Annotated in this window: 20 protein-coding genes; 17 read left to right on the forward strand and 3 right to left on the reverse strand. The window is 48.9% G+C overall.

Annotated features, from left to right (window positions below; all coding sequences use genetic code 11):
• Window positions 1-7 precede the first annotated feature (7 nt).
• Both PHU49_05765 and PHU49_05770 read right to left on the reverse strand, forming a co-directional pair.
• On the reverse strand, window positions 8-571 hold the full coding sequence (locus PHU49_05765; GenBank protein ID MDD5243505.1) for a class I SAM-dependent methyltransferase: 564 nt from the start codon (window positions 569-571) through the stop codon (window positions 8-10).
• The gene (locus PHU49_05770) at window positions 558-1,391 is read right to left on the reverse strand and encodes an amidohydrolase family protein (GenBank protein MDD5243506.1); all 834 of its coding nucleotides are present in this window, start codon (window positions 1,389-1,391) and stop codon (window positions 558-560) included. Before PHU49_05770 ends, PHU49_05765 begins: the two co-directional genes overlap by 14 nt.
• A gap of 69 nt (window positions 1,392-1,460) precedes the next feature.
• Between PHU49_05770 and PHU49_05775 the strand changes: the two genes are divergently transcribed.
• Window positions 1,461-2,102, forward strand: a complete 642-nt coding sequence (locus tag PHU49_05775; GenBank protein ID MDD5243507.1) for an HAD-IB family phosphatase — start codon at window positions 1,461-1,463, stop codon at window positions 2,100-2,102.
• A gap of 6 nt (window positions 2,103-2,108) precedes the next feature.
• Window positions 2,109-2,567: a C40 family peptidase gene (locus PHU49_05780; protein ID MDD5243508.1), complete on the forward strand. Its 459-nt coding sequence runs from the start codon at window positions 2,109-2,111 to the stop codon at window positions 2,565-2,567.
• Window positions 2,568-2,576: 9 nt separating this feature from the next.
• Here the strand turns inward: PHU49_05780 and PHU49_05785 are convergent, their stop codons facing one another.
• Window positions 2,577-3,014 carry a thioredoxin fold domain-containing protein gene (locus PHU49_05785; GenBank protein MDD5243509.1) on the reverse strand — a complete coding sequence of 146 codons (438 nt, stop codon included), beginning with the start codon at window positions 3,012-3,014 and terminating at the stop codon, window positions 2,577-2,579.
• 206 nt (window positions 3,015-3,220) lie between these two features.
• Here PHU49_05785 and dnaA point away from each other — a divergent pair, with 206 nt between their 5' ends.
• The 15 genes from dnaA to PHU49_05860 form a co-directional block, all read left to right on the forward strand.
• Entirely contained in the window at window positions 3,221-4,537 is a 1,317-nt protein-coding gene (gene dnaA / locus PHU49_05790) for a chromosomal replication initiator protein DnaA (protein MDD5243510.1), read from the forward strand.
• A 117-nt stretch (window positions 4,538-4,654) separates the two neighbouring features.
• Window positions 4,655-5,740, forward strand: coding sequence for a DNA polymerase III subunit beta (gene dnaN / locus PHU49_05795; GenBank protein ID MDD5243511.1), 1,086 nt, complete (start codon window positions 4,655-4,657; stop codon window positions 5,738-5,740).
• Window position 5,741: 1 nt separating this feature from the next.
• Window positions 5,742-8,108 carry a DNA topoisomerase (ATP-hydrolyzing) subunit B gene (gene gyrB, locus PHU49_05800; GenBank protein ID MDD5243512.1) on the forward strand — a complete coding sequence of 789 codons (2,367 nt, stop codon included), beginning with the start codon at window positions 5,742-5,744 and terminating at the stop codon, window positions 8,106-8,108.
• The gene (gene coaE, locus PHU49_05805; protein ID MDD5243513.1) at window positions 8,105-8,713 is read left to right on the forward strand and encodes a dephospho-CoA kinase; all 609 of its coding nucleotides are present in this window, start codon (window positions 8,105-8,107) and stop codon (window positions 8,711-8,713) included. Before gyrB ends, coaE begins: the two co-directional genes overlap by 4 nt.
• A complete protein-coding gene (gene rho / locus PHU49_05810; GenBank protein ID MDD5243514.1) occupies window positions 8,703-9,956 on the forward strand; it encodes a transcription termination factor Rho in 1,254 nt (417 codons plus the stop codon). The genes coaE and rho overlap by 11 nt, the downstream gene beginning before the upstream one ends.
• A 2-nt stretch (window positions 9,957-9,958) precedes the next feature.
• Window positions 9,959-10,165, forward strand: coding sequence for a 50S ribosomal protein L31 (gene rpmE, locus PHU49_05815; protein MDD5243515.1), 207 nt, complete (start codon window positions 9,959-9,961; stop codon window positions 10,163-10,165).
• Window positions 10,165-11,229 carry a peptide chain release factor 1 gene (gene prfA / locus PHU49_05820; protein ID MDD5243516.1) on the forward strand — a complete coding sequence of 355 codons (1,065 nt, stop codon included), beginning with the start codon at window positions 10,165-10,167 and terminating at the stop codon, window positions 11,227-11,229. The genes rpmE and prfA overlap by 1 nt, the downstream gene beginning before the upstream one ends.
• A gap of 26 nt (window positions 11,230-11,255) precedes the next feature.
• The gene (gene prmC, locus PHU49_05825) at window positions 11,256-12,071 is read left to right on the forward strand and encodes a peptide chain release factor N(5)-glutamine methyltransferase (protein MDD5243517.1); all 816 of its coding nucleotides are present in this window, start codon (window positions 11,256-11,258) and stop codon (window positions 12,069-12,071) included.
• Window positions 12,053-13,327 (forward strand): UDP-N-acetylglucosamine 1-carboxyvinyltransferase, encoded by a 1,275-nt coding sequence (murA, locus tag PHU49_05830; protein MDD5243518.1) that lies wholly within the window; start codon window positions 12,053-12,055, stop codon window positions 13,325-13,327. The genes prmC and murA overlap by 19 nt, the downstream gene beginning before the upstream one ends.
• Complete coding sequence (hisD, locus tag PHU49_05835) at window positions 13,308-14,582, forward strand: histidinol dehydrogenase (protein ID MDD5243519.1); 1,275 nt, start codon at window positions 13,308-13,310, stop codon at window positions 14,580-14,582. Before murA ends, hisD begins: the two co-directional genes overlap by 20 nt.
• 1 nt (window position 14,583) lies before the next feature.
• Window positions 14,584-15,453 carry an ATP phosphoribosyltransferase gene (hisG, locus tag PHU49_05840; GenBank protein ID MDD5243520.1) on the forward strand — a complete coding sequence of 290 codons (870 nt, stop codon included), beginning with the start codon at window positions 14,584-14,586 and terminating at the stop codon, window positions 15,451-15,453.
• A 9-nt stretch (window positions 15,454-15,462) separates the two neighbouring features.
• The gene (gene hisB / locus PHU49_05845) at window positions 15,463-16,047 is read left to right on the forward strand and encodes an imidazoleglycerol-phosphate dehydratase HisB (GenBank protein ID MDD5243521.1); all 585 of its coding nucleotides are present in this window, start codon (window positions 15,463-15,465) and stop codon (window positions 16,045-16,047) included.
• Between the two features lie 87 nt (window positions 16,048-16,134).
• Complete coding sequence (hisH, locus tag PHU49_05850; protein ID MDD5243522.1) at window positions 16,135-16,737, forward strand: imidazole glycerol phosphate synthase subunit HisH; 603 nt, start codon at window positions 16,135-16,137, stop codon at window positions 16,735-16,737.
• A gap of 227 nt (window positions 16,738-16,964) precedes the next feature.
• Window positions 16,965-17,345 (forward strand): cytochrome c3 family protein, encoded by a 381-nt coding sequence (locus PHU49_05855; GenBank protein MDD5243523.1) that lies wholly within the window; start codon window positions 16,965-16,967, stop codon window positions 17,343-17,345.
• 66 nt (window positions 17,346-17,411) lie between these two features.
• Window positions 17,412-17,694, forward strand: a 283-nt coding sequence (locus tag PHU49_05860; protein ID MDD5243524.1) for a cytochrome c biogenesis protein ResB, incomplete at its 3' end; no start/stop codon positions are given.

Consider the following 17,694-nt stretch of genomic DNA (forward strand, 5'->3'; position numbering starts at 1 on the left):
TCAACGATCATCTCTTCCTCCCCGCATATCGTGCTATGATTCTCCTCTTGCCCGCACGGTTGGTTATCGTCTCCTCATAGAAGAGCGGCTCCATTTCCGGAAAATATCCGATGAGCTCTCCGTCGTCCAACAGATACTCTTCTTCCCTGTGCCTGTCAATGAGATTCTGTCTTTTTAAAAAGGTCTCGTATATCAGTATACCACCTTTCCGCAAGAGCCGGGAGATCTCTTCCATAATGTTCCTGAGCAAAAAATAGAATACAACAACCATGTCGGCCGACCCGCTTCTGAAGGGCAGGTTGTTCGCGTCGCCATAGACGGCAAAGATATTTTTGCCTCTCTCCGCCATTGTTTGACGGGACTTCTTTATGGCCTCCATGGACCTTTCAAGCCCATATACGGCAAACCCCCTTTCGGCAAGAAAAATGGCGTCCCGCCCGCTGCCCATTGCAATATCTACGGCAATCCCCGCGGGAACAATGGGTGCGAATCGCTCCAGAAGGCTGTGGGGTCCTTTTTCCTCACCATAAAACCCCTCTCTATACCTTGTGTCCCAGTCAGACGTCTCCAAATACCCTCTTTGCATTGCCAAACCATATGCCGTCCTGCTTCCCCTGCTCCATCCGCGATATGCCGGCCCTGTAACGTGCGGCGGCAAGCAGCGGGTAGTCTGATCCAAAAAACACCTTTTCCCAGAGAAACTCTTCAATAAACCTGTAGATGTCTGCCGAATAGACAAAGGGTATTGCGGCAATGTCGTAATAGGTCCTGCCGAGGGACTCCCGCACCTCCGGCATGAGCTCAAAAAAGCAGAGACCTCCGCCCAAATGCGAAAGGATAATGTCCATGCTGCGGTGCTTCTCGATGAACTGAACGATCTGCCCTAAATCTGCCCGTACCTTTCCGCCGTAAACGTGGCCGACCTGTTCGTTCGCGTGGAGCATCAGTATCTTCTGCTTCTCCTCCGCGTACCGCGCAATGCCTTCAAGTCTGCGGAGCGACTTGCTGTCGAGACTTCTTTCGTAGAGGGCTATCTCCCCTACGCCCCTGGCGCCCAGGGCAAAACATCTCTCCAGTTCGTCCACGGCGTTCCTTTCGTTTTCGAGGCTCGCCTGAACAAAAGGAACAAGGGACGGCGCCCTTGATGCTGCCTCCAGGATATAATCGTTTGACAGCCTGAGGAGGCCCTCGTCCTGAAAGGAAAAGCCGCAGGCAACGCATCTTGTTATGCCCTCTTTGTTCATATATGCCAGAAGCCCGTTAATGTCTGTCATCCTGGCGCCCGGGTTCCCGTAAATAACGGCAAATCTCTTGTCCCGTTGCGATATTCTTTCCCTGTCCTTTATGACCTCGGTGGGAAAAACGTGCGTATGTGTATCGAAGAGCTCCATAAGGATAGTATAGTGTATTGCGGGATCATAAAAAATAGATTTTTTCAGCCATTGGTGATATAAAACCCAATGCCCATCAAAATTATCTTTCTTGACTGCGACGGCACGCTAACCAAGGTAAAGAGCAGTTGGGAGTTTCTGCACAGGAGGCTGGGCCTTTGGAACAACCATGCCGATCTGTACCAGAGGCTCTTCCGGGAAGGCGAGATAGACTACCATGAATTCTGCAGGAGGGATGCCCTCCTCTGGAGGGGGTTGCCGGTTGCCGATGTGATGAATGTTATACGGGGAATCCCCTATCAGGACGGCGCAAAGGAGGCGATCCGTTCAGTAAAAGATATGGGCATCGCCACCTTTATTGTGTCAACGGGCCTGTCAATTCTCGTGGACCTGGTAAGGGCCGAGCTCTCTATCGACGGTGCTGCCTCGAACGAGCTCCTCAGCAAAAACGGGGTCCTCACCGGGGAGGTAAGGATCAACGTTGAATATGACAAAAAGGGGGTCCTTATAGGCGCCATGCTTGGCCGGTCAGGGCTTGACAGAAAAGAGGCCTGTGCCGTCGGGGACGGAGAGGGGGATATCGGCATGTTCGGGGCCGTTGGCCTCCCCATCGGATTCAATCCTCACGAGAAGGTCCTGCCCCATATAAAACACGCCTGTTGCGGCGGCTCTCTCACGGGTATTGTTGACATTGTGAGAAGGTATGGTTAGGCCCCCATGAGAACGATCTTTGTAAGAATTCTCGTTGTTTTTCTCCTTTTTTCAAGCCTCTTTTGTTGTGCCCCGAAGAAGGTCAGGGTCTATGAGTCAACATCGGAGATTCGCGGTGATATTATACAGTCATCGGTTGCGTTCATGGGGAAACCATACAGGAGCGGCGCCAAGGGGCCTGATGCCTTTGACTGCAGCGGTTTTGTATATTATGTCTTCAAGCAATCGAGCGTTGTCCTTCCTGTAACCGCCGAAGGGCTTCTCGGGATGGGATATCAAATCCCCAGGGACAGCGTTCAGCCGGGGGATCTTGTCTTCTTCAAGATAAACAAGGGGCTTCACCTCGGCATCATGCTCAACGACCGTGAGTTTATCCACGCTTCCAAATCAAGGGGTGTTACGGTAGACAATGTGGATTCAAGCTACTGGCGAAGGAATCTTGTGTCGTTCAGGACGGTGTTGTAGGCGCCGTTTTTATCCGCCGCCCTTAAGATAGTCTCCCAGACTCATTGTTTTGTAGTGCTTGCCCTTAAGATAGGAAAGTATCTTTCGAAAATCCGTTTTCGGAATATAACCGGGTATCTTTACGATGATCCTTCCGTTACTTTCCGTCAGGATGGTTGTGGGGTAGCCCCTGATCTGGTATTTGCGCGCCAGATCGGGCCTGTGGTCAATGTCTGCCCTGATGTAGACAAAATCCTTTTTGAGCGATGCGCCGATAACATTATCGTTTAACACGTTGCTGTCCATGGCATCACAATATGGGCAGTATTGGCTGTAGAAATACATGACCACCGCCCTTCCCTGTGCCCTTGCCCTCTTTAAACCGTCCGACACCGGGTCTGCGTGGGCGGTGCAGGAGCAAAGGAAAAGGACGAGCGCAAGGAGAAGGGTCTTGTATCCGGTCTTCATGTGTTGCCTATACTACCAGAATTAATCGGTCCTGGCAATATGATGTTTGGTCCGGACCCGCTATAAATAGTATATTGTTTTGACCGGTGTTTGGGCAAAAAAAGGTTGAAATTATTTTGTTTTAGTATTATGATGAATCTCTAAGCCATTCAAGAGCGCTAAGATTTTCCACAAATGTTGAAAACGTGTTGAAAAGTATCTAAAAAATGAACGATATTCTTTCACAGATTAAGCGTAAAATCGCAAGCATTATAAACGAAGACAGCTATAAAACATGGATTGAGCCGCTTGTGCTCGCTGACTTTAAAGACAACCGGTGCATGGTCCTTGTTCCGAATGCCTTCTTTCGGGACTGGGTTATAGAAAACTTCGAGCCCATTCTGCTGTCACTCTTAAAAGATCTTGTAAAAAATGACGTAACCATAGAATATATTTTAAAAAAAGAAGAAAGGCCGGAGGAGAAAAGGGGCGTTGTCGTCAGGCGGCCCAGCCAGTATAATCTTTTTAATGCGCGGTATACCTTTGAAAGTTTCGTTGTCGGCTCGAGCAACCAGTTTGCTAACGCCGCGTGCCTTGCCGTTGCAACAAATCCCGGCAAGACCTACAACCCTCTTTTTATTTATGGTGGTGTCGGGCTTGGCAAGACGCACCTTTTAAATGCTATCGGAAATTTTCTTATCAAACACGGCAGCGTTAATCCTGACAGGATATGTTATATAACCGCCGAATCGTTTACAAATGAACTTATTAACTCTATCCGCTACGAGAAGATGGAGGAGTTCAGAAACAGGTTTAGAAAGATGGATATGCTGCTTATCGACGATATACAGTTTATTGCCGGCAAAGAAAGAACGCAGGCGGAATTTTTTCATACATTTAATACCCTTTATGACAACATGAAACAGATTGTTGTTACAAGCGACAAGTTTCCAAGAGATATTGAAAACTTTGAGGAGCGGCTTAAGTCCCGTTTTGAATGGGGCCTCGTGGCGGACATACAGTCCCCCGACATCGAGACCAAGGTTGCCATACTTAATAAAAAGGCGGAAATTGAGGGGATAGACCTTCCTTTAGACGTTGCCTTTTTTATTGCTTCTAATTCAGAGGACAGCATACGTTCTCTTGAAGGGTCTTTAATAAGGATAGGCGCATTTGCTTCTTTGAATAAGGTTACGATCAATGTTGATCTTGTAAAAGAAGTAATAGGGCACATTATTAAAGAGAAGGGAAGAGAGATTACAATAGATATGATTATTAAAGAGGTGTCGTTGTATTTTTCCATAAGTTCTTCAGACCTTAAGTCTAAAAAAAGAATAAAATCTATTCTTATTCCAAGGCAGGTTGCTATATATCTGTCGCGGGAACTAACAGATTATTCTCTTGTTGGTATCGGTGAAAAGTTCGGCGGTAAGGACCACGCTACCATTATCCACTCTATTAAAAAAATAAAGGAAGATATAAAGGTTAAAAAGGAGTTGAAAGCCGCTGTTGAAAAGATAGAACAGAAGCTTAAATCAACATGAGTTTACATTTCTTATGTTCTTTTGAACAAAGTTAAAAAATGCTTTCCCTTTTACTTTTATGCGCATACATATTTTTTAACATATACACAGTGTTTATTAATAATATGAGAGGTATATATGAATATAATAATAGATAAAAACACAATACTTGTACCTGTTTCAAAAGTTGTCAGCATTACAGAAAAAAGATCTCTCATGCCGATTCTTTCAAATGTACTTTTGGAATTTGGCAAGGAAGGAACGACGATATTCTCCACAGACCTGGAAGTAAGCGCAATTGCATATATGGATTGCAAAGCGGAGAAGGAGAGAAAAATAGTTGTGCATGGCAGAAAATTTTTGGAAGTACTGAGAGAACTTGAAAACGGAGAGATATTATTATCACTTGACGAGAATACATTGACGATCAAGCAAAAAAAGACAGAGATTGTATTAAGTCTGCAGGACCCGGAGGAATTCCCGGAAACAAAGGAGATAAAGGGAAAAGAGGAGTTAAAGATAGATGGGAAGACATTATTGGAAATGATAGAAAAGGTAGGCTTTGCAATATCCACCGACGAAACGAGATATATATTAACGGGAATGTATATGCAGGGGCTCGCAGGAGAATTGGTGGTGGTAGGAACGGATGGGTTTAGAATGGCGTTGTGTCAGAGAAAGACAAAAGGAATGAAGGGATTTAAAGGCGTAACCATACCGAAAAGGTCGGTATTGGAGATAGAGAGGATTATTGAAGAGGAAGACGAGGTAAAAATAGCAATAGAGGAAAAATATATACAATTCAGCACAGAGAAGATAAAGATCATAACAAGAATAATAGAAGGAAACTTTCCAGACTATGAAAACGTTCTTCCAACGAGCAGTTCAAAGATAGTAAAGATAGAAAAAGAATCTTTTCATAGAGGATTGAAAAGGGTTTCCGCAATTATTGGAAGATCGGAACCGGTAAAAATATCATTTTCCGGGACGAACATGGAGATAGATGCGGAATCAGACATCGGAAGAGCAAAGGAGATAATAGAAGTAGAATATGAAGGAGAACAAACAAGTATGAGCTTTAATGTAAGGTTTATTTTTGATGTGGTTACTCATATAGCAGGGGAAAAGGTTATAATGATGGCGCCGTCAACATACGGTGCGGTTCTTTTTAGGGGCGAGCAAGAGGAAGACTATAAAAACATAGTGATGCCGATAAGGATATAGAATGAGAGAATACGGAGCGGAAAGCATAAAAATACTTGGGGGCCTTGATGCGGTAAGAAAGGTTCCCTCTATGTATATCGGGAATACGGGCGTAGAAGGACTGCACCACCTCGTATATGAACTCGTGGATAACAGCGTTGACGAAGCGCTCGAAGGATATTGTGACAAAATATTCATAACCGTACACAGGGATAACAGCGTGACCGTTGAAGATAACGGAAGGGGCATCCCGGTAGAGGAGCACGGCGAAGAGAATATGACGGCGCTCGAAGTGGTGCTTACAATGCTGCACGCAGGCGGGAAGTTTGATAAAGATACATACAAATATTCAGCGGGTCTTCACGGCGTCGGACTCTCGGTCGTGAACGCGCTTTCCGAGTATCTGGAGGTGGAGGTTAGAAGGGACAACAAGGTCTACTACCAGAGATATGAGTATGGGAATAAAATGACAGAGCTCAAGGTTGTCGGGGACACAGATAAAACCGGGACAAAAGTGCGGTTCAAGCCGGACAGCAGCCTCTTCGAAACAACGGATATCAGCTACGATATTATTGTGCACAGAATGAGAGAGGTCTCCTTCCTCAACAACGGCATAAACATAATCCTCGTTGACGAGAAAAAAGGAAAGCGGCAGGACTTCAAGTACGAAGGCGGAATAAAATCTTTTGTAAAATATTTGAATACCAACAAGAGCGCCCTTTTTGAAGATCCAATGTATATATCAAGCACCAGACCACCCCTCGACACTATCGAGCTTGCCGTTCAGTATAACGACAGCTATAACGAAAACATTTACAGCTTTGTGAACAACGTGAACACAAAAGAAGGGGGCACCCACGTAGCGGGCTTCAGGGGGGCCATGACAAGGTGTATAAACAACTTTATACAGAACAACATGTCCCAAAAGGTAAAAGAAAGCCTCTCGGGAGATGACATAAAAGAAGGTCTGGTGGCTGTTCTCAGCATCAAGATACAAAATCCGCAATTCGAAGGGCAGACGAAGTCGAAGCTCGGAAACAGCGAGATAAAGGGACTTGTGGAGTCAGTGCTCAACGAGAAGATCGCGGAATATCTGGAACTCAACCCGGACAAAGCGAAAACGATAGTCAACAAGGCACTCGAGACAAGAAGGGCGAGAGAGGCCGCAAAAAAGGCAAAGGAGCTCGTAAAGAGCAAGAGCCTCATCGAGAGCGGGGTGCTCCCCGGGAAACTTGCCGACTGTCAGGAAAGCGACCCGGAACTTTGTGAGCTCTTTATAGTAGAGGGCGATTCCGCGGGCGGCTCCGCGAAACAGGGCAGGAACAGAAGGACCCAGGCAATACTGCCCCTCAAGGGCAAGATACTGAACGTTGAAAAGTCAAGGGAAGAAAAGGTCCTTTCAAACCTGGAGATCAAGTCCATCTACCTTGCGGTTGGTATCAATTCCGACAACAAAACGAGACTACGATACAACAAGGTAATAATAATGACGGATGCCGACGTTGATGGTTCGCATATCCGGACGCTCCTCTTAACATTTTTCTACAGACAGATGCCGGACCTCATTACAGAGGGGCACCTGTATATAGCCCAGCCGCCGCTGTATAAAATAAAGCACGGGAACCGGGAGGTTTACGCAAAGGACGAAGAAGAGTTCGACAGGAACATTGTGGAGCGGGGAATAGGAAAGATACGGTGCTACATCGGGGGCAACCAGGCGGACGGAGAGGAACTTAGAAATAAGATCGAGAAACTTAAGACCGTGGAACGATACATAAAGAACCTGCAGGCAATAGGCGTGACCCGCGAGACAATACTTGGGCTCATGCGTTTGTGCATAGCAACAAGACAAGACTTCGAATCCCCGGAAAAGACCGATGCATATGCAGATTATCTGAGGAAACTTGGGCACACGGTCGAAAAAATAAAGGACAGGGAGCACAACCTCTTCGCACTGAACATAAGGGGGGCCGACACAAAGAAGGGCCCCGCTCAGGTACGGATCGATTATGAGCTTTGTTCCCAGGGAGATTACGGCGAATCCTACAAGGCCTTTCAGGAGATACGGCAATTCTATGACGAGGAGATAAGGATCGGGGACGGGGAAAACGGAGCGGAAACAATAAGCGCGGTGGAGCTGCTGAACCTCGTGAGCGAAAAAGGCAAGGAAGGAATAAATATACAGAGATACAAGGGTCTGGGAGAAATGAACCCGGAACAGCTCTGGGGGACAACCATGGACCCGGACAAGAGGCGCCTCCTCAGGGTGTCCATAGAGGACGCCGTTGAGGCGGATCAGGTGTTCACGGTGCTCATGGGAAACAACATCGAAACAAGGAGAAAATTTATCGAGGATAACGCCCTCAGCGTCAGAAACCTTGATGTATGATTACCATAGGGATAACAGGGATTATCGGGAGCGGTAAAACAACCGCATCAAGCACACTGAAAAACAGAGGGTTTGAGATAATAGACCTTGACCGGCTGTCAAAGGATCTGATTAAGAAAGAGGAAGTCCTGGCGGAGATACGGGATCAACTTGGCGACGAGTATGTTTCGGGAAACGCCGTTGACGTGGCCCGCTTGCGGGACGAGGTATTTAAAAACGGGGAGGCGCTCCGCAGGCTCGAAGCAATTATACATCCGAGGGTAAGAAACGCCCTCCGGCAGAGACTTGACGAACTGGAAAGGTCGGGGGTCGAGATCGTTTTTGTTGACGGACCGCTTTTATTTGAAAAGGGGCTGCATAAACAATTTGACAAGATCGTCGTTGTCTCTGCGGAGGCGGCAACGATAAAGGAAAGACTGAGGGCGAGAGGCATGACCGAAGAAGACATTGGCCAACGGATACCTCACCAGATTCCACTGAAAGAAAAAGAGAAGATGGCCGACTACGTAATTAACAACAACGGGACAAGGACCGGCCTTGAAAAAGAAGTTAAAAAACTGCTGCAAAGGATAAAAGAATGGGAGGTAAAGGTACATGCACCTTAATGCGCTGAAAAGTAAGAAAATAGGAGAACTTACACACATGGCAAGGGAGTTGAACGTTGAGAACGCCTCCGGACTGAGAAAGCAGGAGCTTATATTTGCCATACTGCAGGCCTTTGTCGACAAGAACGAGTCGGTCTACGGGGAAGGGGTCCTGGAGATCCTTTCCGAAGGGTTCGGCTTCCTGCGTTCCACCGATTCAAACTACTTGCCCGGCCCGGACGATATATATGTATCGCCCTCGCAGATCAAGAAGTTCGGCCTCAGAACAGGGGATACGACCTCAGGACAGATCCGCCCCCCAAAAGACAACGAAAAGTACTTTGCCCTTTTAAAGGTCGAATCGATAAATTTTGATGACCCCGGCGCGGTCAGGGATAAGATAATATTTGATAATCTTACGCCCATATACCCGGACGAAAGGATAAAGCTTGAAACAGAACAGAACAGCCTCTCAACGAGGGTAATGGATCTATTCACCCCCATTGGCAAGGGCCAGAGGGGACTGATCGTTGCGCCGCCCAGGACCGGAAAAACAATGCTCCTCCAGCACATTGCAAACAGCATTACACAGAACCATAAAGAGATCTTTCTTATTGTCCTCCTCATAGACGAAAGGCCAGAGGAGGTTACGGACATGATACGTTCGGTAAAAGGAGAGGTCATAAGCTCTACCTTTGATGAGCCCGCGACGAGACACGTTCAGGTGGCGGAGATCGTTATAGAGAAAGCGAAGAGACTTGTGGAGCACAAGAGGGACGTGGTGATACTGCTCGACAGCATAACGAGACTTGCGAGGGCCTATAATACCGTTGTCCCATCAAGCGGGAAGATCCTGTCGGGAGGCATTGACGCGTCCGCAATGCAGAAGCCGAGACGTTTTTTTGGAGCAGCGAAAAATATTGAAGAGGGAGGAAGCCTGACGATCGTTGCCACGGCGCTGATAGATACCGGGAGCAGGATGGACGAGGTGATCTTCGAGGAGTTCAAGGGTACGGGAAACATGGAGATATATCTCGATAGAAAGCTCGCGGAGAAGAGGGTCTTCCCCGCTATTGATATAAATAAATCCGGCACGAGAAAAGAGGAATTGCTGTTAGAAGGCAACGACCTCTCAAGGACGTGGTTGCTGAGGAAGGTCTTACAACCGATGAACCCCGTTGAATCGATGGAGTTTCTGCTTGAAAAGATGGTAGACGCGGAGTCAAACCAGGATTTTCTCAATTCTATGAGCAAAGGAGGTTGAACATGAAAAAAGGAATCCATCCGGACTTAAAGAAGGCGACGGTAAAGTGTGCCTGCGGCCACACCTTCGAGACGCTGTCCATTAAGGATAAGATTACCGTGGAGATTTGCGCAAAGTGCCACCCTATATTTACCGGCAAAGAGAAGCGCTTAGACTCAACCGGCCAGGTTGAGAAGTTTGAAAGGCGCTATGGCAAAAAGACGAAATAATGTTTGAACGGCTCCAGGAGATAGAAAAAAGGTATCAGGAGATAGAGGAAGAGATGGTAAGGCCTGAAGCGCTTGCCAACCTGGAGTCCTACAAAAAACTTGCCAAAGAGCGGGCAGAGATTAAGGAGCTGGTAGACCTCTTCAGGGAATGGAAGAAAAGGAACGAGGAGACGCTCAGGACGCAGGAGGTTCTCAAAACGGCATCAGAAGAGGGAATGAGGGTCCTTGCCAGGGACGAGATAACATTCCTCGAGAAGGAAATGGAGAGGCTTGAATCCTCTCTAAGGGAAAAGCTCCTCAGCAAGGGAGAGAAGCAGGCAAAAAGCATGTTTCTCGAAATAAGGGCCGGGACAGGCGGCGAAGAGGCGGCCCTTTTTGCAAGAGACCTCTTTTCAATGTACATGAAGTACGCCGAGAACATGCGGTGGAAGACAGAGATCATGACGGTCAGCATGTCGGACCTCGGCGGCCTCAAGGAGGTCGTCCTGCTGGTGGAGGGGAAGGACGCCTTCAGCATGCTTCGCTATGAGAGCGGCGTCCACAGGGTTCAGCGCGTTCCACAGACAGAAGCACAGGGGCGGATACATACCTCCACCGTTACCGTGGCAGTCCTGCCGGAACCAGAGGAGCTGGAAATAAACATAAACCCGGACGAGATAAGGATCGATGTGTTCCGTTCCAGCGGACCCGGCGGCCAGCACGTAAACACAACCGATTCGGCGGTGAGAATCACGCACATGCCGACGGGGATCGTGGTAACGTGCCAGGACGAAAAATCCCAGCACAAGAATAAGGCAAAGGCCATGAGGGTACTCAGGGCAAGACTGAAAGAAAAGCTGGAGAGCGAGAAGGAACAGGAGATGTCTGACGAGAGAAGGAAACAGGTTGGTACCGGTGACAGGAGCGAGCGGATACGGACATACAACTTTCCGCAGGGCAGGGTTACCGATCACAGGATCGGCCTTACTTTATATAAGCTGCAGGATGTTTTGAACGGCGACATCGTCGCCATAATATCCCCATTGATAGCCCACTTCCAATCAGAGACACTAAAAAAAGGATAACCACAACGGTGCGCATCAGAGACATTATGTTTCAAAACGGGGCCGTTAAAAGACTCGATGCCGTCAACATCATCTCCCTGGTCTCTGACATGGGGAACGAGGCGGTACTGGCCAATCAGCACCTGGAGCTTGACGTGGTAACGGCGGCGAAGATCAAAAAGCTCCTCGAAGAAAGGGCACAGGGAAAACCGCTTGCCTATATCACGAAAAAAAAGGAATTTTTCTCAGAAGAATTTTATGTAGATGAAAGGGTTCTTATACCAAGGCCCGAAACAGAGCTTCTCGTTGAAGAGAGCCTGAAGATACTGGAAGAGGTCAGGGGGGCGCGGCATATCCTTGACATGGGCACGGGGTCGGGCGCAATCGGTGTGGTTATTGCAAAAAAGACGTTGAAAGAGGTCTTCTGTATTGACATATCCATTGAAGCGCTGCGCGTAGCGCAGTATAATGCCCGGAGACTCAACGTGTCCGAAAAGACAAGATTTATCTGTTCCGATCTCTTTGACAGCCTTCGGGAAACCGTAAAGTTTGATATGGTTATAGCAAACCTCCCTTACGTGGCCATTGAGGAGTGGGAAGGCCTGATGGAAGACGTGAGAAGATTCGAGCCAAAAACAGCACTGCACGGTGGGCAGGAAGGCACGGAGATATATAAGAGGTTTATAGAAAAACTGCCAAACCACCTTGCCGAAGGCGGGTATGTGCTGTGCGAGATCGGTGGTTCCAGGCAGGCAGCAATAATTGGAACAACGCTCAGGGCCAGGGGGTTTTCCGTTGTTTCAAAAAGGGACCTCTCCGGCGTCGAAAGGGTGCTTATAGGGACATGGACACGTTCATCATAGAGGGCGGGGAAAGACTGAAGGGAAGGGTAAGGATCGGCGGGTCCAAAAACGCCGCACTCCCCCTTATTGCGGCAACCGTCCTTAAGAGGGGCATTTATAGGATTGGAAATGTTCCGCGCCTCAGGGACGTGGAGACCATGATCAGGCTCCTTGCCATGCTCGGGGGAAAGGCGGAATGGACAGAGGACAACGCCCTCACCATAGACACAAGCAACCTTGATAACCACGTGGCGCCATACGAGATCGTAAAAGAGATGCGCGCATCCGTGCTTGTCCTCGGGTCTCTTGTGGGGGCGCTGAAAAGGGCCACCGTATCGTACCCCGGCGGCTGCGCAATCGGCGAGAGACCGATAAACCTGCACCTTCAGGGGCTCGCCGCGCTCGGCTGCGACATAAAGATCAACGAAGGATATGTTGACGTTACAGCGAAAAGGCTTAAAGGGGGGCGAATAACATTCGACACGGTAACCGTTGGAGGGACGGAAAATATTATGATGGCAGCCGCTCTCGCAAAGGGCGAAACAATCATTGAGAACGCTGCCCGCGAACCGGAGGTGGTCGACCTCGCCCATATGCTGAAACGAATGGGTGCCAGAATAGAAGGGGAAGGGACAGAGGTCGTCAGGATCAAGGGCACAGAGTCGCTGACACCATGTGATTATGAGGTAATACCCGACAGGATCGAGGCGGGCACCTTTATCGCTGCCTGCGGTATCACGAGAGGAAATATCGTTATTGAGAACTGCAACCCCCTGCACCTGAAGGCCGTTATCGAAAAGATGAAAGAGGCGGGTATGGAGATCGAGGAGAAAGACAAAACCATTAAAGCGATAATGTCAAGAAAGAGGCCCATATCGGTAGACGCAAAGACAATCCCCCATCCCGGCTTCCCAACAGACATGCAGGCCCAGATAATGGCGCTTATGTCCGTTTCAAAAGGGGTGAGCGCTATTACCGAGACGATCTTCGAGAACAGGATGATGCACGTGGCGGAGCTCCGCAGAATGGGCGCCGATATCAGGGTGATAGGCAATACCGCCATAGTAAAAGGGGCTGAACGGCTCTCCGGCGCGAAGGTGATGGCAACAGACCTGAGGGCGAGCGCGTCCCTGATAATCGCCGGGCTTACCGCCTATGGAACAACGGAGGTTTCGAGGATCTACCACATAGACAGGGGGTATGAAAAGATAGAAGAAAAACTTAAGGGCCTTGGAGCAAAGATAAGGAGGAGGAAGGATGAAGACGTGGGAGCTTGAAAAGGAATACAACGACCTCCTTGCATTTGTTGTCGAGGGGCGAAAAAAGAAACGCCTCAATGTGAAACGGGCAGTAGAAACGATCAGGACGGCGCTTGAGACAAAGGGAGAGAAGGCCCTTGCAGGATTTTCCAGAAAGTGGGATCAATGGAGCAGGGACTACCCGTTAAGGCTTACCGCGGAAGAGCTGCGAAGGGCAGCATCAAAGATAGAGAAGAAAGACATCAAGGTGCTGAAGGGGATGATCGGGAACGTAAGGTCATACCACAAAGGACAGGCGGCGCCGGGAAGGACATACAGAAAAAAAGGCGTTGTCGTGAGAGAGTCCTTTGTCCCCGTGGAAAAGGCCCTCGTATATGTACCGGGAGGCACAGCGGCATACCCCTCTTCCCTGGTTATGGGTGTTGTGCCGGCTCAGATAGCAGGCGTAAAGAAGATCTTTGTCACGTCACCTGCAATTCGGGGGGAGATACACCCCTATGTTGCCGCCGGATGCGAATTGCTCGGCATCAACGACGTCTACAGGCTCGGCGGCGCGCAGGCCATATATGCCTTTTCGTACGGGATCGGCACCATACCAAAGGTTGACATGATAGTCGGACCGGGGAATGCTTACGTAGAGGAGGCCAAACGCGACGTGTACGGGCAGGTAGGCATTGACATGCTCGCGGGCCCCACGGAGCTGATCATTCTCTGTGCCGAGGCGTTTTCTCCAAGGGCGATAGCGTGGGATATGTTTTCTCAGGCAGAACACGATGAGATGGCAATGGTCGGCCTCTTCTCTTCTTCAAGGGCGCACATAGACGATGTCAGGGAACAGATGCGGCGGCTCATCGCGTCGAACGAGAGAAGAAGCGTTATTGAGAAGGCCCTGGAGAATAACGGTTTTATGGTCCACTACAAGAACATAGACCGGGCAATTGAGGCGATTAACCGGATCGCCCCCGAGCACATGGAATTGATAGGGGACGATAAAAAGGGGAAAAGCGTCCTTTACCCCGGGGTGGTCTACCTTGGCCGGCACACTACCGTTGCCATGGGTGATTATTACATAGGAACGAACCATGTTCTGCCAACGGGCGGCGCAGGCAGATTTACCGCCGGTCTCTCCGTTGACAGGTTTACAAAAAGGAAAGTACTTGTTAAAATCAACAGAGACTTTCTTGACCGATATGGAGACAATGCCGTCAGGCTTTCCCGTATCGAGGGCCTGTACGCCCACGGAGAGGCTATAAAAGCGAGAAAGGAGCTATAGTATGGTTCTTAAAATAGGTCTGCCGAAAGGCAGTTTGCAGGAGACCACCTTTAAGCTGTTCAAAAATGCCGGGTATAATATAAAACTGCTCGAAAGGTCCTATGTGCCGTCCATCGATGACCCGGAGATAGAAGGTCTCGTTATAAGGGCGCAGGAAATGGCCAGGTATGTTGAAGACGGGATCCTCGATATGGGCATTACCGGGTGGGACTGGGTGCTTGAGCAGGACGCAAAGGTTGTAGAGCTTGTGAGGCTCAGGTACGGAAAGGTAGGTTTCAGGGGAGTAAAATGGGTTATTGCCGTTCCGGCGGATTCCCGCATCAGGCGCGTTGAGGACCTGCAGGGCAAGAAGATCGCCACGGAGCTCGTCGGGTTTACCAAAAGGTATCTGAAAAAAAAGGGCATTGAAGCAGCGGTAGAATTTTCCTGGGGAGCAACAGAGGTAAAACCCCCGCTTCTTGCCGATGCGATCGTTGAGGTTACCGAGACCGGCGCATCGCTTAAGGCAAACAACCTGAGGATCATCGAAACGATCCTCGAATCAGAGACCGTTTTAATCGCGAACAGGGGCGCATGGAAGGATGGATGGAAGCGGACAAAGATGGAGAACATAACGATGTTGCTGAAAGGAGCTCTCCTGGCCGAGGAAAAAGTGGGGCTTAAGATGAATGTGCCAAAAAATAAACTGAAAAAGGTAACAGGCATACTGCCGTCTCTCCACACGCCAACGGTTTCAAACCTTTCTGACCAGGAATGGGTTGCCGTGGAGGTTATCATGGACGAGAAAACAGTGAGGAACATCATCCCGGAGCTTAAACGCGCCGGCGCACAGGGAATCGTTGAATACCCGCTGAACAAGGTCATTCCATAGGGGGGTTACATGAAAAGGGAAGCAAAGATAGAGAGGAAGACGAAAGAAACGGCCATATCGGTACAATGGTGTATTGACGGAAGCGGTACCTACGCCATCTCGACGGGCATACCCTTTTTTGACCACATGCTCAGCCTCTTTGCAAGGCACGGGTTTTTCGATCTCACGGTAAAGGCAAAGGGAGATATTGATGTTGATTACCACCATACCGTTGAAGACATAGGGATTGCCATGGGGAAGGCCCTCAACAAAATCCTCGCAGGTTACAAGGGGATAAAGCGGTATGGTTATGCCATAATACCCATGGACGAGTCATTGTGCATCTGTGCCATAGACATAAGCGGCAGGCCTGCCCTTGTATGGAAGGGGAAGGTGCATGGCAGGACCGGGGAATTTGACGCTGATGTGGTAAAGGAATTTTTCCAGGGTTTTGTCAATGAAGCAAAGGTGTCGCTGCACATCAACCTCCTTTACGGGGGAAACCTCCACCACAGGGTAGAGGCAATCTTTAAAGCCTTCGGGAAGGCCCTCGAAGAGGCCGCGACAAAAGACAAGAGGGTACAAGGCGCGCTCTCCACAAAAGGCGTTCTGTAAAAAGGCAGATCATAAAAAAGGCAGATCATAAAAAAGGCAGATCATAAAAAAGGCAGATCATAAGGTGTATGCCGGGGCGGGAAAGTCATGATAGCGATCGTTGATTACGGCATGGGGAACCTGAAAAGCGTTACCAACGCATTCAAAAAGCTTGGCGCTGAGGTGGAAATCACCAGAGAGAAGAAGGCCATAAGGTCGGCAAGCGCTGTTGTTTTGCCGGGCGTGGGGGCCTTCGGGAAATGCATAGAAAACCTTGAAAGGCTCGACCTGCTTGCCTTTCTCAAAGAGATTATCCTGGAAGGCAAGCCCTATCTCGGTATTTGTCTCGGCATGCAGATACTCTTTGAGAAAAGCGAAGAGGCACCGGGCGTTAAGGGTATGGGTATCATAAAGGGCGGCGTGCCGAAATTCAAGGGCCAGATAAAGGTTCCTCATATGGGCTGGAACAGCATCGAGGTCGTGAAGGAGACCCCTGTCCTGAAGGGGATTGCAACCGGCGAACACTTCTATTTTGTGCATTCTTACTACTGCCTCCCGGAAGAAGATGTGACGGCGACAAAAACGCCATACGGAGGAGATTTTGCCTCTTCAGTGCTGAAAAATAATATCTTTGCGTGCCAGTTTCACCCGGAGAAGAGCCAGAGGATCGGCCAGGCGTTGCTGAAGAATTTCATCGCCCTTCACGCGTAGACTAAACCCGGATCTCCCGTTCGCAGGACGAGCATCTCTGAATAACCAATAACCAATGACCGAATATCCAAACGAGAAACAATATCGACAAATCTCTGTTTGGTTATTGAATATCGGTTATTATTTGGCGATTGGTTCTTGGTGTTTGGTGATCCTTTTTGCGTTGGATTCCCTTGACTTAAAGGCTTTTTTTGCGATAACATGAAAAAAACTTTTTGGGGTGAGCCATGAGAAGGCCGTTACGCACCATCACGTTGTGCGTTGCAGTGATATTGTTTGTTGTTATGACTATCTGTGTCGCGGGCGCACAGAAAAAGGCACCGGACGTGATAAGCCTTCAGCTTGAGGGGGCAAAGTTTCCCCCGGTTCCGTTTTCACACACCGCACATGTCGAAAAGGCAGGGGTAGACTGTGTTGCCTGTCACCACAAAGACAAAAACCCGAAAGAACCGGACAAGTGTGCCCAATGCCATCTTTTAAAAGAGGTTAAAGAGAACGCACCCCCCGCAAAGGACGCATTCCACAAGAACTGCCAGACCTGTCACAAAGAAAGCGCGGCAAAAGGGATCAATGCGCCGACGAAATGTGCAGAGTGTCACAAAAAGTAAGCCGGGGGCCAACTGACAGACCATAAAAAGAGCTTAGTCGAAGAAATATATGATTTTATCGCTTCGTTGCGATTTGCCATACTCATTCTTTCCCTTATCGCCCTTGCTTCTATCTTCGGAACAGTTATAAAGCAGGGCGCAGCCCCGGAGGAATATCTCACTATTTATTCGGAAAGCGCTTACAGGATCATCAGTTTCCTTGGGCTTGACGATGCATACCACGCCCCGTGGTTTATTGCGCTTATCAGCCTCTTCGCAATGAGCCTTGTCTTCTGCACCCTTCGCAGGCTGGTCCTTTTCATGAAGGAGAAAAAGGCAATCAGGCTACCCGGCGAGGATAGGCTGTCAA

This window comes from Syntrophorhabdaceae bacterium (assembly GCA_028713955.1).
Classification (GTDB): domain Bacteria; phylum Desulfobacterota; class Syntrophorhabdia; order Syntrophorhabdales; family Syntrophorhabdaceae; genus UBA5609.

Coding starts and splice junctions, on each gene's coding strand:
- PHU49_05770 (MDD5243506.1), bottom strand. CDS start 1,391: ATGGAGCTCTTCGATACACATACGCACGTTTTTCCCACCGAGGTCATA.
- PHU49_05775 (MDD5243507.1), top strand. CDS start 1,461: ATGCCCATCAAAATTATCTTTCTTGACTGCGACGGCACGCTAACCAAG.
- PHU49_05780 (MDD5243508.1), top strand. CDS start 2,109: ATGAGAACGATCTTTGTAAGAATTCTCGTTGTTTTTCTCCTTTTTTCA.
- PHU49_05785 (MDD5243509.1), bottom strand. CDS start 3,014: ATGAAGACCGGATACAAGACCCTTCTCCTTGCGCTCGTCCTTTTCCTT.
- dnaA (MDD5243510.1), top strand. CDS start 3,221: ATGAACGATATTCTTTCACAGATTAAGCGTAAAATCGCAAGCATTATA.
- dnaN (MDD5243511.1), top strand. CDS start 4,655: ATGAATATAATAATAGATAAAAACACAATACTTGTACCTGTTTCAAAA.
- gyrB (MDD5243512.1), top strand. CDS start 5,742: ATGAGAGAATACGGAGCGGAAAGCATAAAAATACTTGGGGGCCTTGAT.
- coaE (MDD5243513.1), top strand. CDS start 8,105: ATGATTACCATAGGGATAACAGGGATTATCGGGAGCGGTAAAACAACC.
- rho (MDD5243514.1), top strand. CDS start 8,703: ATGCACCTTAATGCGCTGAAAAGTAAGAAAATAGGAGAACTTACACAC.
- rpmE (MDD5243515.1), top strand. CDS start 9,959: ATGAAAAAAGGAATCCATCCGGACTTAAAGAAGGCGACGGTAAAGTGT.
- prfA (MDD5243516.1), top strand. CDS start 10,165: ATGTTTGAACGGCTCCAGGAGATAGAAAAAAGGTATCAGGAGATAGAG.
- prmC (MDD5243517.1), top strand. CDS start 11,256: ATGTTTCAAAACGGGGCCGTTAAAAGACTCGATGCCGTCAACATCATC.
- murA (MDD5243518.1), top strand. CDS start 12,053: ATGGACACGTTCATCATAGAGGGCGGGGAAAGACTGAAGGGAAGGGTA.
- hisD (MDD5243519.1), top strand. CDS start 13,308: ATGAAGACGTGGGAGCTTGAAAAGGAATACAACGACCTCCTTGCATTT.
- hisG (MDD5243520.1), top strand. CDS start 14,584: ATGGTTCTTAAAATAGGTCTGCCGAAAGGCAGTTTGCAGGAGACCACC.
- hisB (MDD5243521.1), top strand. CDS start 15,463: ATGAAAAGGGAAGCAAAGATAGAGAGGAAGACGAAAGAAACGGCCATA.
- hisH (MDD5243522.1), top strand. CDS start 16,135: ATGATAGCGATCGTTGATTACGGCATGGGGAACCTGAAAAGCGTTACC.
- PHU49_05855 (MDD5243523.1), top strand. CDS start 16,965: ATGAGAAGGCCGTTACGCACCATCACGTTGTGCGTTGCAGTGATATTG.